A 16,069-nucleotide genomic window follows, 5' to 3' on the forward strand; every position below is an offset into this window, starting at 1 on the left:
GTCGGCGTCCCTCTCGAACCCGTGAAGAAGGATCGGAGCGCAGCGCTGCGCGTCGCGCGCGGTGCGCGGGGCCTACAGTGAAGGCCGCCCTCCCACCCACACGCGCGCGACGCGCAGGTCCGCACTCAAGAGGACCGCATCGCCGATCCAGCCCGGCCGCAGACTGCCGAGCTGAGAATCGCATCCGATCGCCCTGGCCGGTGTCTCGGTGAGAGCGCTGATCGCCTGGGGAAGCGTGGCTCCCGCCTCGACCGCGCGCAGCAGCGCCACATCCTGCGTGAGGGTCGATCCCGCGATCGACCCGGTCTCATCCGCACGCGCGACGCCGTCGGTGACCGTCACGCTGACGGCACCGAGGTCATAGCGGCCGTCGGCGCTGCCGGCGGCCGCCATCGCGTCGGTGACGAGGGCGACGCGATCGGGCGCCGCGTCGAACACGAGTTTGATGACATGCGGATCGAGGTGGACGTTGTCGGCGATGGCCTCGAGCACCACGCGGCGGTCGGCGGCTGCCGCGAGAACCGGACCGGGAGCCCGATGGTGGATGCCGGGCATGGCGTTGAACGCGTGGGTGAGGATCGTCGCGCCGGCGTCGAACGCGGCGGCGGCTGTCGCGGCATCCGCATCGGTGTGGCCCACCGCCGCAGCAGCGCCGGTGGCCACGATCAGCCGGACGGCCTCGATACCGCCCGGCAGCTCCGGTGCGACGGTGACCTGCCGCACGGTGCCGCGGCCGGCATCGAGCAGCCGCGAGACATCCGCCGGCGTCGGCGGACGCAGCAGCGAGGGCTCATGGGCGCCGTGATGGCCGGGATCGAGGAAGGGGCCCTCGAGATGCGAGCCGAGGATGTCGGCGTCGGTGGCCATGAGATCGGCGATCTCGCCGACACGGCGCGCGAGGTCGTCGATCGACGCCGTGACCAGTGAGACCACCGCGCGGGTGGTCCCGTGCGCGCGGTGGAGCGCACGAGCGGTGCGGATGGCCTCCGCTCCGTCGTCGAACGAGACTCCGGCCCCGCCGTGGCCGTGGATGTCCACGAATCCGGGGGTCAGCACGGCTCCGGGGCCCGCCGCCGCGCTGGCGTCGACGATCTCGTCGGCCGTGCCCCAATCCGAGCCGGTGCCGCGCGAGGCGATGCGGCCGTCCTCGATGCGCATCCAGCCGTCGTCTGTGACCTCGCCGCGGTCGATGATCCGGGCGGAGTGGATGACGAGCGAGCCGCTCTCGACGTGACCGACCTCTGTCATCGCTCTGTCCACGGAATCTCGGGCGCGGGGTGGTAGGACACCCCCTCAGCCTTCCACAACGGCGCAAGGCTGCCCAGGCGCTCGCGGAACGACTCCCAGGTGCGGTCCGCGGCATCCTTCGGCGACCATGCGACTTCGGCCTGACACGCGGCGCGCGGGAACACCAGTTGCTCGACATCGTCCATGGTGCGGGTCGTCTCACTCCACAGCGGGGTCTCGATGCCGAGGATGGCCGAGTCCGGGACGTCGAGCACCGCGGTCGGCTCCCACTCGTAGGCCGACCGGACGTCGATGATCGCCGCCCAGGTGAGCCCGAGCGGGAAGTCGGGGGTGTATTTCATGTCGAGGTACGTGGCATCCGCGGCCGACATGATCAGGGCACCGCCGCGCTCGACGAAGTGCGCGGCCTCCTCGGCATGCGAGCCCGACGGCACCGTCATGCCCCAGTACTGACCGATCGTCCCCTCGGCGATGCCCGCCGCCGCCCCGACCTCGTGCCAGGCGACAGGGATCTTTCCTGCCTCCGTGACGATCGCCGTCGCACGCTCGACGAAATGGTCGAAGTCCTCCTGGGTCGTGCCGAGCGACTCGTCGCCGCCGACGTGGATGTACGGTCCCGGCGTCATCTCGGCGAGCTCGCTCACCACGTCGCGGACGAAGTCGTAGGTGCGCTCCTCTCGGATCCGGACGCTCGAGTGTCCGACGCCCCAGCCGAGATACGTCTCGCCGGCGACGGGAAGCGGCTGACCGAGGCGCGCCGATTCCGCGACGAGCGAATCGTTCATCACCGGCGCTTCGACGAGCTCGGGATAGGCGACGCCGATCGCGTGCGTGTGTCCGGGCAGATCGATCTCGGGTACGACGATCATGTGCCGGGATGCCGCGTGCTCCACGATGCGCCGGTAGTCGTCCTTCGTGTAGAAACCGCCCGGATCCCCGTTCGCGGCCGTGGCGGAGGAGCGTTCGGTCAGCAGCGGCCATGAGTCGATCTGAATGCGCCATCCCTGGTCGTCACTGAGGTGCAGGTGCAGGCGGTTGAACTTCAGCGCGCTCGTGCGATCGATGAACGCGATGACCTCATCGACATTGAAGAAGTGGCGCGTCACGTCGAGCATCACTCCGCGGTACCCGAAGCGGGGTGCGTCCTCGATCTCGGCGCGGAGCACACCCCAGCCGCTGTCGTCTTCGCGCAGCAGCTGCAGGAGTGTCTGAACTCCGTAGAAGACGCCGGCTTCATCGCCGCCTATGATCTCGGCATGCTCGGCGGTGCGCAGTCGGTACCCTTCCGACGGCACGGTGCCCGCGTCGAGACGCAGCACGACATCTCCCGCTTCGACGGCGCTGCCGGGCGATGCCGAGGCCAGGCCGATGCCGGAGCGTCGACGGACCGCCTCGATGAGGGCAGCAGCGGAGGGGGTGTCGCCATGCACGCGGGGCGTGCCGGCCAGCGGCATCCGTCCGTCTCCGGCGACGACGGATGCGGGCAGGGGGACGACCGGCAGCGAGTGAGTTAGGACCATGAACAAAACCTACCGCGCAACCGGCCTGGTGCGAAGGACGAATCCGCTATGCTCGTAACCGTCGCGACTGGCGTCTGGGTGGACAACCACCGGGGAGCGACCGACCACGGAAATTCGACCGCGCGCCTGGGCCGATAGGTACACCTTTCGAATCCGTCGTCAGAGGAGCACGCCATGACCGATCGTTACTTCAACGCCCCGCTTTCCGAGGTCGATCCCGAGATCGCCGAGGTGCTCGAGCGCGAACTGAACCGCCAGCGCGGCTACCTCGAGATGATCGCCTCCGAGAACTTCGTGCCGGTGTCGGTGCTGCAGTCGCAGGGTTCGGTGCTCACCAACAAGTACGCCGAGGGCTATCCGGGCCGGCGGTACTACGGCGGCTGCGAAGAGGTCGACGTCGCCGAAGAGCTCGCCATCGCCCGCGCCAAGTCGCTGTTCGGTGCCGAGTTCGCGAACGTGCAGCCGCACTCCGGCGCGACGGCGAACGCCGCGGTGCTGCACGCGATCGCCCGCCCCGGCGACACGCTTCTCGGCCTCTCGCTCGACCAGGGCGGCCACCTGACCCACGGCATGAAGATCAACTTCTCCGGCCGCCTGTACGACATCGTCGCCTACGGCGTGAATCCGGACACCTCGCTCGTCGACATGGACGAGGTGCGTCGGCTCGCACTCGAGCACCGGCCGAAGGTGATCATCGCGGGATGGTCCGCCTACCCTCGCCAGCTCGACTTCGCAGCCTTCCGCGAGATCGCGGACGAGGTCGGGGCCCTCCTCTGGGTCGACATGGCGCACTTCGCCGGTCTCGTGGCGGCGGGGCTGCACCCGAACCCCGTGCCGCACGCGCACGTGGTCTCGTCGACGGTGCACAAGACGATCGGCGGCCCGCGTTCGGGCTTCATCCTCACCAACGACGCCGACATCGCCAAGAAGATCAACTCGGCCGTCTTCCCGGGGCAGCAGGGCGGTCCTCTCATGCACGTCATCGCCGCCAAGGCCACGGCCTTCAAGCTCGCGGGCACCTCGGAGTTCAAGGAGCGCCAGGAGCGTGTGCTGCGCGGGGCATCGCTCATCGCCGAGCGACTCTCTCAGCAGGACGTGAAGGATGCCGGCATCGCTGTGCGCTCCGGGGGGACCGACGTGCACCTCGTGCTCGTCGACCTGCGCGACGCCGAGATCGACGGCAAGCAGGCCGAGGACCTCCTGCACGAGATCCACATCACCGTGAACCGCAACGCCGTCCCGAACGACCCGCGTCCACCGATGGTGACGTCGGGTCTGCGCATCGGTACGCCGGCACTCGCCACCCGCGGCTTCGGCGACGCGGAGTTCACCGAGGTCGCCGACATCATCGCCCTCGCGCTGCTGCCGGGTGCCGATGTCGAGTCTCTCCGGGCGCGCGTCGACGCACTGACGGCAGCCTTCCCGCTCTACCCGGACCTGCAGCAGTAGTTCATCCGGACCCGTCGTCGTCGCCGGCGCGGCGAGTGCACGGAGTCCCGGCGAAGGCACGGCTTATTGACGCGAAGATGCCGTGCACTCGATGAGAAGCCGTGCACTCGGCGAGTGGCGATGCAAGGAGGAAGAAAACATGACTGCGAAGATTCTCGACGGCAAGGCGGCGTCCGCCGCGATCAAGGCGGAGCTCGCCGAACGCATCGCGGCGCTGAAGGAGAGGGGCGTCACGCCCGGCATCGCCACGGTGCTCGTCGGGGCTGACCCCGCCTCCCAGCTCTACGTCGGCATGAAGCACCGGCAGTCGGAGGCGCTGGGGATGAACTCGATCCAGCGCGAACTGCCGGCCGATGCCGGCCAGGCCGACGTCGAAGCGCTGATCGATGAACTCAACGCGGATCCCGCGTGCCACGGCTACATCGTGCAGCTGCCGTTGCCGAAGCACATCGACACCGACGCCATCCTCGAGCGGATCGACCCGGCCAAGGACGCCGACGGCCTGCATCCGACCAACCTCGGCCGGCTCGTCCTCAACGTCAACGCGCCGATCCACACCCCGCTGCCGTGCACGCCGCGCGGCGTGATCGAGCTGCTGCTGCGCAACGACTACGACCTCAGTGGAAAGCATGTCGTCGTCGTGGGTCGTGGTGTCACCATCGGCCGCTCCATCGGGTTGCTGCTGACCCGCCGCGACCTGAACGCCACGGTGACGCTCACTCACACCGGCACGGTCGACATGCCGCGGTACCTGCGCGAGGCCGATGTCATCGTCGCGGCGGCGGGCGTCAAGCACCTCGTGCGTGCCGAGGACGTGAAGCCCGGCGCCGCCGTGCTCGACGTCGGCGTGACGCGGGAGACCGACGCCGCCACCGGAAAGAGTGAGGTCTTCGGCGACGTGCATCCTGACGTCGCCCGTGTCGCGGGCTTCATCTCGCCCAACCCCGGCGGTGTGGGCCCGATGACGGTGGCCCTGTTGATGACCAACGTCGTCGAGGCGGCGGAGCGTCTGGCCGGCTGACCGCGAGCGGTGGCGGATGCCGGCGGGGAGGCGTCAGCCCAGCTCGTCGAGCATCCGCCGCTGCTCCGGTGTGAGTCCGTCGTTCAGCTCGGCTCGTCCCTGCGCTGCCGCCGACGAGCCAGAGGGGCCACTCGCCGGGGAACGGTCGGCCGAGCTGCCGGCCGGGGAACGGTCGGCCGACTCGCGACGGCCCATCCTGGCCTGCACGGCGTCGTAGACCTGCTCGGCCTTGAGCTGAAGCCTGTCATCGACCTGGTCGTAGATCACCCAGCCCAGAAGTAGGAAGAGCGGTGGCAGCGCGAAGCCGGCGAACCCTGAGGCCGTGACAGCACTCAGCCACACCGTCAACACCCAGATGATGAGCTCGACGGCATAGACCAGCGCGTACTGCACCGCCTTCTCGCCGACCCTGGTGCGCTCACCGGCGGACTTCGCGGCGGATCTGCGGAAGGCGGCGGCGAGTGCCGGCTTGATGAACAGCGCGGCGAGGGTGAGGATCACCGACGCCCAGAGCGCGTGCAATCCGACTCTGACACTCGACATGAGCAGGCCGATGAGCAGCAGCACCGCGACGTTGAAGACGTACAGCGACGCGAAGCGGACGATTGCGTTCTTCATGCTTCCAGGTTGCCACACCCGGGCCGGAGCAGCTCCCCGCCGTCGCATGAGCCGCGGGGGGCCCGAGTGGTCAGCTCCGCGGCGCGAGGGTGCTCTCGATGCCGGTGAGACGCGCCTGCTCGTCGAAGCGGAAAGTCGCCGAACCGGTCGCGTCGGCCACCGATGCGCCGCTGAACGACTCATCGGCCCAGGTCAGCGTCCAGCCGGCGAGCCGGGCGAGATCCCAGACCGCGGTGCGTGCATCGGTCAGCGCCAGACCCGAGAGGATGCGGGGGAGGGTGATCATGGCGTCGCCGACCGTGAGGGAAGGCAGCGGCGCATCGAGGAGGAACACGGCGCGCGTGCCGCCGGAGACCGGTGCGGAATAGTAGGGCGACCGGCCGGTGAGCTCTACGGCGACGCCGCCGATGGTGTGGGCGGTCGCCGCTATCCACGCGTCGACGTCGTCGCTGACCTCGGCAGGGAACGCGACCTCCGGCGAGGTCAGCTCGTGGATGCCGTGCTGGGCACCGTAGTCGCGCAGCTGCGCGGCGATGCCCTGCGCGTCGCCCTGCGGATGAGCCCATGCCCACAGCAGCGACCGCGGACCGGGGGCGATGGTGGCGATGAGGTGTGCGCGTGCGACGAGCGTGCGGCTCGGGTCGGCGTTCGCGGTGAAACTGAGCGTGCCCTCCTGCATGTCCGCGTCCCAGCGGTGTTCGCCGAGGGCATCGGCGGCTGCGCTGAGAGCGTCCTGGCGAAGGGCGGTGAACAGAGCAGCACGGTCGGCGAGGGGCTGGAGCGCGGCGAAGGTCATGTCCCCAGTCTGGCGCGGTCGGCTATGAATCCGCCAGCGCGTCTCCGAGGAGTCAGGCGCCCATCGCCTTGTGCAGGAGAGAGGTCAGCTGTTCGCGCTCCTGCGCGGACAATCGCGCGGTGACGTCACGGGCGAACTCGAACGCGGCGTCGAAGCGAGCCTTCGTCCGGTCTCCGTCCGCGGTGCGGACGATCAGCCGCGCTCTGCCGTCGGTGGGACTCGGTTCACGCCTGACGAGCCCTCGCGACTCGAGACGGGCGACGATCTGCGTGATGTTGGATGCGTCGCATCCGAGCTCGGTGGCCAGCGAGCTCATGCCTCGCTTCTCATCCAGCCGGATCAGCACGCAGACCTGGGCGACGCTCAGCTGCTGGCTCGTCGCGGCGGCCTCATAGGCGCGATCGTAGGCATCGACGAAGTCGTAAAGCGCGCGCGGAAGCGTGTCGGCATGTGTCGCCGCTGCGGAGGTGACCGTCATCCCCCGAGTCTAGCAACAACTTGATCGACTCAAGCAGATGTGCTTTGCTGAGAACTACTTGATCAAATAAAATAGTTTGGACACAGGATGCCGCTCATCACTCGCACTCGACAGCTCCACCTTCTCAACCGCCCGACGGGAGAGCCCCAGGAGAGCGATTTCGCCCTCGCGACAGTGCCGATCCCGGATCTGGCGCACGGTGAGGTGCTGGTGCGCAACACCCACGTCTCCGTCGACCCCTACATGCGCGGGCGGATGAACGATGCGCCTTCCTACATCGCGCCCTTCGAGCTGAATGCACCGCTCGAGGGCAGTGCTGTCGGTGAAGTGATCAAGTCTCGTCACGACTCCGTACCCGTGGGGGCTGTCGTGAGCCACTTCGCCGGTCTCCGCGAGCACTCGGTGATCTCCGGCGACGAGGTGACGCCCATCGACGTCGGTGTCGTACCCGAGACGGCATACCTCGGACCCCTCGGCACGACCGGGCTCACCGCCTATGCGGCAGTCACGCGCATCGCCCCGGTCCGAAAGGGTGACGTCGTCTTCGTCTCGGGAGCGGCGGGCGCGGTGGGAAGCATCGCCGGGCAGCTGGCACGGCGGCTCGGCGCCTCTCGGGTCATCGGATCGGCAGGGGGAGCGGCGAAGGTGCGCGCGCTACGAGAGGACTTCGGATACGACGATGCCATCGACTACCGGACGGAGGGGATCTCGGAGCGACTGGCCGAGCTCGCCCCGGACGGCGTCGACGTGTTCATCGACAATGTCGGCGGCGACCAGCTGGAGGCCGGAATCGACCGCATGCGTCAGCATGGCCGGATCGCGATGGTGGGCGCGGTGAGCCAGTACAACCTCATCGAACGGCCGACCGGCCCGCGCAACCTCTATCAGGCGGCGACGAAAGAGCTGACGCTGCGGGGCATGCTCGTGACGTCGCACTTCGACCTGATGCCGGAGTACCTCGGCACGGCCATCCCATGGTTGGCCGACGGGTCGCTCCGCTCGCGTGAGACGGTGGTCGAGGGCATCGAGAGCGCTACGGCTGCTCTGGTCGGCGTGCTGAACGGCGCGAACCTGGGCAAGATGCTCGTGCGGACGGCGTAGCGCCGGCCGGGCTGCGTGGTCAGGTCGGGCGCGATCAGAGGGGCGCACCGGAGGGTCGCCCCATGCGCCAGACGCTCGGCACGAAGAGCGTGGCAACCGCGACGACGGCGTACACGATGCCCGACACGAGCAGCACGGTCGCGGCGTCGGCCTGCGTGATGAGCCAGCCGTAGACGAGGGTGCCGATCGGTATGACCACGAAGCTGCCGAGCATGTCGTAGCTCGACACGCGCGAGAGCTTCTCGCCCGGGATGTTCTCCATCATCGCGAGGTTCCAGCCCGTGCTGAAGACCTCGGCACCGGCTCCGGCGATGAACGCGGCGATCGCGAGCAGCACGATCGCGGGGTGCACGCCGAGCACCGTGAGCGGGATCGCGAACGCCGCCATTCCGATCATGCCGTAGCGCAGCGGCTTCTTCAGCGGGTACCACATCAGGATCAACGTCATCAGCAGCACCCCGACGCCTTCGGCGCTGACCACCCAGCCCCAGCCGGCGATGCCGAGCAGATCGTTGTTCTTGGCGATGTAGGGCCCTGCGACGCCCCACGCCCCCGCGTGGATCGCGTTCATGATCATGAAGGCGAGCACGATCGCCCAGAGCCAGGAGCGACTCCAGAACTCCTGCCAGCCCACGCGTAGGTCGTGGAACATCGTCGTGCCGCCGGCGTGGGCGGGCGGCGGCAGCTTCACGAGCGCGAGGATCGGGATCGCGAGGATCCAGCCGGCCGCCTGCGCCACCATCGCCCATGCCGGTCCCGCCGTCGCGACGAGTATGCCGGCGATGACCGGACCGCCGATCGTCACCGCTGAGCGCACGAACGACAGCATGGCGTTCGCTTGCTGCAGGTGTTCCGGCGAGGTCAGCTGCGGGATGATGCCCTGCATCGCCGGGAGGACGAACGCGCTGGAGGCGCCGTTGACCGCCGCGAGCAGGGCGATCAAAGGGACCGTGGCCGTTCCGGTGAAAAGGAGAGCGGCGATCGCGCCGATGGAGAGGATGTCGATCACATAGCAGCACTGGATGATCAGTGCGCGGGGCAGACGGTCGGCGACGACGCCGCCGAACAGGATGAACACGATGTTGCTGACGGTGAAGGCGGCGAGCACGAGCGAGAGCGATCGGGCGTCATTGTCGATCTCGAGCACCGCGAACGCGAGAGCGATCGATGACATGGAGCCTGCGATCAGTGTGATCGCGCGGGCCAGGAAGAACCAGCGGAAGTTCCGATCCTGCATCGCCCCGAGACTGCGCATCATCGACGGGCGTCGGGAATCCAGCATCCCGCCATCCTCGCACGCTCCCGGGCCGCACGGGCGAATGCGGGTTCCTGTCAGTAGCTCTCGCGATCCGACGCGTCGGATGCCGGGATGAAGCGTGCCGCCAGCGCCTCCGACGCGCGGGCGAGGAGAGCGACGTCGGCGCCCACCGCCACGAAATCGGCGCCAGCGGCGAGGTACGCGTCTGCCGCGGAGGGGTCGAAGGCGTTGACACCCACGGGCTTGCCCGCCGACTTCACCGCCTCGAACACCCGCTCGACGGCCGCGACGACCTCCGGATGGGTCTGCTGCCCGAGAAGCCCCATCGATGCGGACAGATCAGCGGGACCTACGAACACCGCGTCAACGCCGTCGATCGCGGCGATCTCGGTAGCGGCATCCACCCCTGCGGCCGTCTCGATCTGCACCGTGAGCGAGGTGTGGGCCGCCGACTCCAGCAGGTACCTGTCCACCCGATTCCAGCGGGCGCTTCGGGCCAGGGCGCTGCCGACCCCGCGCACGCCGAGCGGCGGGTAGCGCGTCGCCGCGACGGCGTCGCGTGCCTCGGCGGCCGAGGACACCATCGGCACGATGAGGTTCTGGGCACCGAGGTCGAGGATCTGCTTGATCGCGACGGCATCGTTCGAGGGTGCCCGCACGAGGGGAGTGACCGGATAGGCCGCGACCGCCTGAAGCTGCAGTTGCACCGACTCGAGCGTGTTCGCGGAGTGCTCCATGTCGATCAGCAGCCAGTCGAGCCCGGAACCGGCGGCCACCTCGGCGAGGAGGGGACTGCCCGAGCACACCCACATCCCGATGACAGGACGCTCGGTTTCCGCGAGCTGTTCGCGGAAGGACGGCGCTAGACGAAGCGGCATTCGATCGTTCCCATCGGTCCGTAGTCGCACAGCACCTCGTCGCCGCGCGCCACCCACATCGGGCGTGTGAACGATCCTGCCAGGATGATCTCGCCGGCCTCGAGCCGCGCGCCGTGCTGGTGGAACTTGTTCGCGAGCCATGCGACGCCGGTGGCCGGATGATTGAGAACTCCGGCGGCGACACCCGTCTCCTCGATCTCGCCGTTCTTGAACAGCAGTCCCGGCACCCAGCGCAGATCGATCTCGTCGGGGCGCTTGCGCACACCGCCGAGCACCATCGCGCCGTAGGCGGCGTTGTCGCTGATCGTGTCGACGATCGTGCGGCCCTCCAACTCGATGTGCGAGTTGAGGATTTCGAGGCCCGGAACGGCGTGGTCGATGGCGGCCAGGGCGTCATCGAGCGTGCAGTCCGGGCCCTCGAGAGCAGACTTCAGCACGAAGGCGAGCTCGACCTCGATGCGCACGTTCGAGAAGTGATCGACCGGTATGTCGGCCCCGGACTCGTACACGGTGTCGTCGAACATCACGCCGTAGTCGGGCTCGGTGATGCCCGTCGCCTGCTGCATCGCCTTCGACGTGAGTCCGATCTTGCGCCCGATGAGGCGCCGTCCCGAGGCGATCTGCGAATCGCGCCAGACACCCTGAATCGCGTACGAATCCTCCACCGTGGCGTCCGGGTACCGCGCGGTGATGCGCGGGATCACGCTGTGGGCGCGGTCGGCCTCGGCGAGCTCCGCAGCGATGCGGTCGATGACCTCGGCGGAGAGAGTCACAGCTGGTGGCCCAGCTTGTACTCGCCCTGCTTCCACTCCGGCATGGACTGCTCGCCCTCGTCCGGGCGCGTGTACGAGAAGCCGTCGGCGCCGATCGTCACGGCCATCTCCGAGCTGTCGGTGCGCGCGACGACCGGCTGCGGGTTGCCGTCGAGATCCAGCACGAGCGAGGCGTCGGTGTACCAGGACGGGACGACGGGATTACCCCACCAGTCGCGGCGCTGGTTGTCGTGCACGTCCCAGGTGATGACCGGGTTGTCGGGGTCGCCGGTGTAGTAGTCCTGCGTGTACACCTCGACCCGGTGGCCGTCGGGGTCGCGCAGGTAGAGGTAGAACGCGTTCGAGACCCCATGCCTGCCCGGGCCGCGCTCGATGGCGTCGGAACGCCGAAGCGCGCCGAGCTTGTCGCAGATCGCGAGAATGTTGTGCTTCTCGTGCGTGGCGAAGCACACGTGGTGCATCCGGGGCCCGTCGCCGCCGGTCATGGCGGTGTCGTGCACGGTGGGCTTTCGCCGCATCCACGCCGCGTACACCGTTCCCTCCTCGTCCTGGATGTCCTCCGTGACACGGAAGCCGAGGTCCTGCATGAACTTCACCGCACGCGGAACGTCGGGAGTCACCTGGTTGAAGTGATCGAGCCGCACGAGCTCGCCCGGGATGTGCAGGTCATAACGCCACGACATCCGCTCGACATGATCGGTCTGGTGGAAGAACTCGTACGGGAATCCGAGCGGATCGACCACGCGCACGGAGTCGCCGATGCCCTTGACGAAGCCGTTCTCGTTGCGGCGCACGTCGCAGCCGAGCTCGGTGTAGAACTCGACGGCGCGATCGAGGTCTTCGGGGGTCCGCACCCGATACGAGAACGCAGCGACTGCGGCGACAGGTCCCTTGCGCAGGACCAGGTTGTGGTGGATGAACTCCTCCGTGGAGCGGAGGTAGATCGCCTCGTCGTCCTCTTCGGTGACGTACAGCCCGAGCACGTCGACATAGAACACGCGGGATGCCGCGAGGTCGGTGACCACGAGCTCCATGTAGGCGCAGCGCAGGATGTCGGGCGGTGTGCTCGTCGGCGTCGCCGTGGGATTATCGGGGCGGATGGGCGCCTCCTGGCTCACGTAGAAGCCCGAAGAGGTGAGGGTCATGTCCTGGCGGTTCGTCATGTCAGCGTCCTTGCTCGGGTTCGTGTGCGATCAGCTCTCGGCGTCTTCCGCCGCCTCGGCGACGTCGTCGTGCGTCGACGTCTTGCCGAAGGTGGGGTTGTGGGCGCCGCCCAGCGTGATGTGCACGCTCTGCTGATCGGTGTAGAAGTCGATCGAGCGGTAGCCGCCCTCGTGCCCGAGGCCGGAAGCCTTGACGCCGCCGAAGGGGGTGCGCAGGTCGCGCACGTTGTTGCTGTTCAGCCACACCATGCCGGCCTCGACGGACTGCGCGAAGTTGTGGGCGCGCTTCAGGTCGTTCGTCCAGATATAGGCGGCGAGGCCGTACTTGGTGTTGTTCGCCAGCGCCAGGGCCTCGTCGTCCGAGTCGAAGGGTGTGATCGCGACGACGGGACCGAAGATCTCCTCTTGGAAGATGCGGGCGTCGGGCGAGACGTCGGCGAAGACGGTCGGGGCGACGAAGTTTCCCTCTTCGAAGCCCTCGGGGCGCCCGCCGCCGGCGACGAGGCGGCCTTCGGTCTTGCCGATCTCGACGTAGCTCATCACCTTGTCGTAGTGCTCCGGGTGAACGAGCGCACCGACCTCAGTGTCGGGATCGTGCGGGTAGCCGACCTTCACGCGCTTCGCCTGCGCCGCGTAGCGCTCGACGAACTCCTCGTAGATCGAGCGCTCGACGATGATGCGGCTTCCCGCGGTGCAGCGCTCGCCGTTCAGCGAGAAGACGCCGAAGATCGTCGCGTCCACGGCGGCTTCGATGTCGGCATCCGCGAAGACGACGGCGGGCGACTTGCCGCCGAGTTCCATCGAGAGTCCCTTCAGGAACGGAGCGGCATTGCCGAAGATGATCTGGCCGGTGCGGCTCTCTCCGGTGAAGGAGATGAGCGGGACGTCCGGATGCTTGACGAGGGCGTCGCCGGCGTCTTCCCCGAGGCCGTTGACGAGGTTGAACACACCCTGGGGGAGTCCTGCCTCCTCGAAGATCCCTGCCCACAGCGATGCCGAGAGCGGGGTGAACTCGGCCGGCTTCAGCACGACGGTGTTGCCGGTGGCGAGCGCGGGGCCGAGCTTCCACGATTCGAGCATGAAGGGCGTGTTCCAGGGGGTGATGAGGCCCGCGACGCCGATCGGCTTGCGGTTGACGTAGTTCATCTGGCGGCCGGGCACCTTGAACGCGTCGTCCGCCTGCGCGACGATCAGGTCGGCGAAGAAGCGGAAGTTCTCGGCGGCCCGTCGGGCCTGTCCGAGAGCCTGCGTGATCGGCAGGCCGGAGTCGAAGCTCTCGAGCTCGGCGAGTCTCGCATCGCGAGATTCGACGATGTCGGCGATGCGGTGAAGCACCCGGCTGCGCTCGCGCGGCAGCATCCGCGGCCACGGGCCCTCATCGAACGCCCGCTTCGCCGCCGCGACCGCGCGGTCGACGTCGGCCTTCTTGCCGGCCGCGGCGGTCGTGTACGTCTGGTTGGTCACGGGGTCGAGCACGTCGAAGGTGTCGCCGTCGACCGAGTCGACGACGGCGCCGTCGATGTAGTGCTGAATGTGATCGGGAAGATCGGCGGGGATGCGGGAATCGGTCATGATTCTCCTCCTGGAGCGTGGCGGGGACGGTTGTGCAGCGCATCGAGGAACGCGTCCTTCGTGCGCCAGCGGTGGTTGCGGGCGGCGAGCTCGATCTCGAGCGGTTCCGCGCCTGATCGGATGAGGTCGAGGATCTGGGCGTGCTCTTCGACGGAGTGCGTCGCTCGACCGGGCACATACGCGAACGTCGAGTCGCGGATACCGGACAGGCGCGACCACCCGCGGTGCACGAGCTCCAGCAGATGCGGGTTCGGGCAGGGCTCGAAGAGCACGGAGTGGAACTGCCGGTTGAGCGTGGTGAACGTGTGGGCGTCGAAGTGGTCGAGCAGGCGCGCCATCCGGTCGTTGACCTCTTCGGCCGCTGCGAGCGCCTCCTCATCGAGCAGCGGAGCGGACAGCGCGGTGGCTGCGCCCTCGACGAGGCCGAGAGTCTCCATGGTGTGCGCGTACTCGCTCTCGTCGACCAGGGTGACGCGCGCGCCGACGTTGCGCTCGAAGGTCACCAGCCCCTCGGCCTCCAGGCGGCGGATGGCCTCGCGCACCGGCACGACGCTCATGCCGAGCTCCTCGGCGATCGGACCGAGCACCAGTCGGTAGCCGGGACCGAACGTGTGCGCCGCGATGCGTGAGCCGATCCAGGCGTAGGCCTGCTCGGACTTGCTGAGAGCGGCGACGGCGGTCATCGGCCCGTCTCGGCCTCGAATCGGGAACGCCACTCGGCGTTCATCGGGAACAGGCCGTCGACGGCGTTCCCGGCGGCGACCTGCTCGGCGATCCAGGCGTCCTCGACCTCCTGAGCGAGCGCGTCGTCGGCGACCGCTTCGGCGAGCGACGGGGGGATGACGACGATGCCGTCGCCGTCGCCGACGATGATGTCGCCGGGCTGCACCGTCGCTCCGCCGCAGGCGATCGTCACGTCGACGTCCCACGGCACGTGCTTGCGACCGAGGACAGAGGGATGAGCGCCGCGGGAGAAGACAGGAAGCCCGATCTCGGCGACGGCGTCGTAGTCGCGCACGCCTCCGTCGGTGACGACCCCCGCTGCTCCCCGCGTCTTGGCGCGAAGCGCCAGGATGTCACCCAGAGTGCCGGTCGTGTCGTCTCCGCGCGCCTCGATCACGATGACCTCGCCTTCGTTCACGGCATCGAACGCGCGCTTCTGTGCGTTGTATCCGCCGCCATGGCTCCGAAAGAGGTCTTCGCGGAAGGGCACGAACCGCAGCGTCTTTGCCGTGCCGACGATCTTCGTCCCCGGGATGTTCGCCGAGACACCGTCGATGAAGCAGGCGAGATGCCCGCGCTTGCGCAGCTGCGCGGAGAGGCCTGCGGTCGGCGCCTCGAGGAGCTTCGCGCGCAATTCGGGGGAGAGGCCGGCGGCACTCGTGTTCGCAGGAAGCCCGGCGGCCTCGCGTGAGCTCTCTGCCGGTTCGGGGAGGCCCGCCGCTTCGCGCGACCCCCAGGCCTCGGCACGCTGCAGGTCGTCGACAGCCGGCAGTGATCCGAGCTCTCCGTCGAAGGGGACGTCGCCCTGCGTGACGGTGGTCACGAGCCGCCCGGAGGACGGGGCACCCGCAGCAGCGGGCGCGTCCACCTCGATCTCGACGACGTCTCCGGGGACGATCACGGACGACCCCGCAGGCGTACCGGTGAGGATCACATCTCCCGGCTCCAGGGTGAAGTGCTGCGAGAGGTCGGCCACCAGCTGTGCGAGGGGGAAGATGAGTCCTCCGGTCGTGTCGTCCTGGCGGAGCTCGCCGTTGACCCAGGAGCGGACGCGAATGGCTGCGGGGTCGACGTTGCGGGCGTCGATGAGGTCGGGGCCGAGCGGGGTATAGCCGTCGCCCCCTTTAGAGCGGACGTTCGAGCCCTTGTCGTTCGCGCGGAGGTCGTAGAGGCCGAGGTCGTTCGACGCGGTGACCCAGCGGACGTAGGACCAGGCGTCCGCCAGCGGCACGCGCCGCGCGGGGGTGCCGATGATGAGCGCGATCTCTCCCTCGAAGGCGAGCAGTTCCGTGCCTGCAGGACGTTCGACAGTGCCGCCCGAGACGCCGACCGAGCTCGCAGGCTTGAAGAAGTAGGACGGGGCCGCCGGGCGCCGACCGCGCTGATCGGCGCGAGAAGCGTAACTGAGGTGGATCGCGATGATCTTGCCGGGCCGGGGGATGGGTTCCGTCACGGAGGCGCCTCCTCGCGC

Annotated in this window: 15 protein-coding genes and 1 riboswitch; of the genes, 3 read left to right on the forward strand and 12 right to left on the reverse strand. The window is 68.6% G+C overall.

Features of this window, described 5'->3' with window-relative positions:
* Positions 1–72 precede the first annotated feature (72 nt).
* A complete protein-coding gene (nagA, locus tag RIN18_RS01425) occupies positions 73–1,248 on the reverse strand; it encodes an N-acetylglucosamine-6-phosphate deacetylase (protein WP_309102156.1) in 1,176 nt (391 codons plus the stop codon).
* Complete coding sequence (locus tag RIN18_RS01430; protein WP_309102157.1) at positions 1,245–2,768, reverse strand: family 20 glycosylhydrolase; 1,524 nt, start codon at positions 2,766–2,768, stop codon at positions 1,245–1,247. The genes nagA and RIN18_RS01430 overlap by 4 nt, the downstream gene beginning before the upstream one ends.
* A 53-nt stretch (positions 2,769–2,821) precedes the next feature.
* A riboswitch (ZMP/ZTP riboswitch) is annotated at positions 2,822–2,907 on the forward strand.
* 35 nt (positions 2,908–2,942) lie between these two features.
* Here RIN18_RS01430 and glyA point away from each other — a divergent pair.
* Together glyA and RIN18_RS01440 are read left to right on the forward strand one after the other, a co-directional pair.
* The gene (glyA, locus tag RIN18_RS01435; RefSeq protein ID WP_309102158.1) at positions 2,943–4,217 is read left to right on the forward strand and encodes a serine hydroxymethyltransferase; all 1,275 of its coding nucleotides are present in this window, start codon (positions 2,943–2,945) and stop codon (positions 4,215–4,217) included.
* A 139-nt stretch (positions 4,218–4,356) separates the two neighbouring features.
* Positions 4,357–5,238 carry a bifunctional methylenetetrahydrofolate dehydrogenase/methenyltetrahydrofolate cyclohydrolase gene (locus RIN18_RS01440; RefSeq protein ID WP_309102159.1) on the forward strand — a complete coding sequence of 294 codons (882 nt, stop codon included), beginning with the start codon at positions 4,357–4,359 and terminating at the stop codon, positions 5,236–5,238.
* 33 nt (positions 5,239–5,271) lie between these two features.
* Here the strand turns inward: RIN18_RS01440 and RIN18_RS01445 are convergent, their stop codons facing one another.
* The 3 genes from RIN18_RS01445 to RIN18_RS01455 all read right to left on the reverse strand — a co-directional run bounded on the left by RIN18_RS01445 (position 5,272) and on the right by RIN18_RS01455 (position 7,130).
* Positions 5,272–5,856 carry a hypothetical protein gene (locus RIN18_RS01445; protein ID WP_309102160.1) on the reverse strand — a complete coding sequence of 195 codons (585 nt, stop codon included), beginning with the start codon at positions 5,854–5,856 and terminating at the stop codon, positions 5,272–5,274.
* 70 nt (positions 5,857–5,926) lie between these two features.
* Positions 5,927–6,652 carry a DUF6882 domain-containing protein gene (locus tag RIN18_RS01450; protein ID WP_309102161.1) on the reverse strand — a complete coding sequence of 242 codons (726 nt, stop codon included), beginning with the start codon at positions 6,650–6,652 and terminating at the stop codon, positions 5,927–5,929.
* Positions 6,653–6,704: 52 nt separating this feature from the next.
* On the reverse strand, positions 6,705–7,130 hold the full coding sequence (locus RIN18_RS01455) for a MarR family transcriptional regulator (RefSeq protein WP_309102162.1): 426 nt from the start codon (positions 7,128–7,130) through the stop codon (positions 6,705–6,707).
* A gap of 87 nt (positions 7,131–7,217) precedes the next feature.
* Here RIN18_RS01455 and RIN18_RS01460 point away from each other — a divergent pair, with 87 nt between their 5' ends.
* Positions 7,218–8,231 (forward strand): NADP-dependent oxidoreductase, encoded by a 1,014-nt coding sequence (locus tag RIN18_RS01460; protein WP_309102163.1) that lies wholly within the window; start codon positions 7,218–7,220, stop codon positions 8,229–8,231.
* Positions 8,232–8,265: 34 nt separating this feature from the next.
* On the opposite strand, the gene RIN18_RS01465 is transcribed toward RIN18_RS01460, so the two are convergent.
* The 7 genes from RIN18_RS01465 to RIN18_RS01495 are packed head-to-tail and all read right to left on the reverse strand — an operon-like array spanning position 8,266 to position 16,051.
* Positions 8,266–9,513, reverse strand: coding sequence for an MFS transporter (locus RIN18_RS01465; protein WP_309102164.1), 1,248 nt, complete (start codon positions 9,511–9,513; stop codon positions 8,266–8,268).
* Between the two features lie 50 nt (positions 9,514–9,563).
* Entirely contained in the window at positions 9,564–10,367 is an 804-nt protein-coding gene (locus RIN18_RS01470; RefSeq protein WP_309102165.1) for an HpcH/HpaI aldolase/citrate lyase family protein, read from the reverse strand.
* Positions 10,352–11,140, reverse strand: a complete 789-nt coding sequence (locus RIN18_RS01475) for a fumarylacetoacetate hydrolase family protein (protein ID WP_309102166.1) — start codon at positions 11,138–11,140, stop codon at positions 10,352–10,354. The genes RIN18_RS01470 and RIN18_RS01475 overlap by 16 nt, the downstream gene beginning before the upstream one ends.
* Complete coding sequence (gene hpaD / locus RIN18_RS01480; protein ID WP_309102167.1) at positions 11,137–12,303, reverse strand: 3,4-dihydroxyphenylacetate 2,3-dioxygenase; 1,167 nt, start codon at positions 12,301–12,303, stop codon at positions 11,137–11,139. The genes RIN18_RS01475 and hpaD overlap by 4 nt, the downstream gene beginning before the upstream one ends.
* A gap of 30 nt (positions 12,304–12,333) precedes the next feature.
* A complete protein-coding gene (hpaE, locus tag RIN18_RS01485; RefSeq protein ID WP_309102168.1) occupies positions 12,334–13,875 on the reverse strand; it encodes a 5-carboxymethyl-2-hydroxymuconate semialdehyde dehydrogenase in 1,542 nt (513 codons plus the stop codon).
* Complete coding sequence (locus tag RIN18_RS01490; RefSeq protein WP_309102169.1) at positions 13,872–14,558, reverse strand: GntR family transcriptional regulator; 687 nt, start codon at positions 14,556–14,558, stop codon at positions 13,872–13,874. Before RIN18_RS01490 ends, hpaE begins: the two co-directional genes overlap by 4 nt.
* The gene (locus RIN18_RS01495; protein ID WP_309102170.1) at positions 14,555–16,051 is read right to left on the reverse strand and encodes a fumarylacetoacetate hydrolase family protein; all 1,497 of its coding nucleotides are present in this window, start codon (positions 16,049–16,051) and stop codon (positions 14,555–14,557) included. Before RIN18_RS01495 ends, RIN18_RS01490 begins: the two co-directional genes overlap by 4 nt.
* Positions 16,052–16,069 lie beyond the last annotated feature (18 nt).

It is taken from the genome of Microbacterium sp. (assembly GCF_031179285.1).
Lineage (GTDB): Bacteria > Actinomycetota > Actinomycetes > Actinomycetales > Microbacteriaceae > Microbacterium.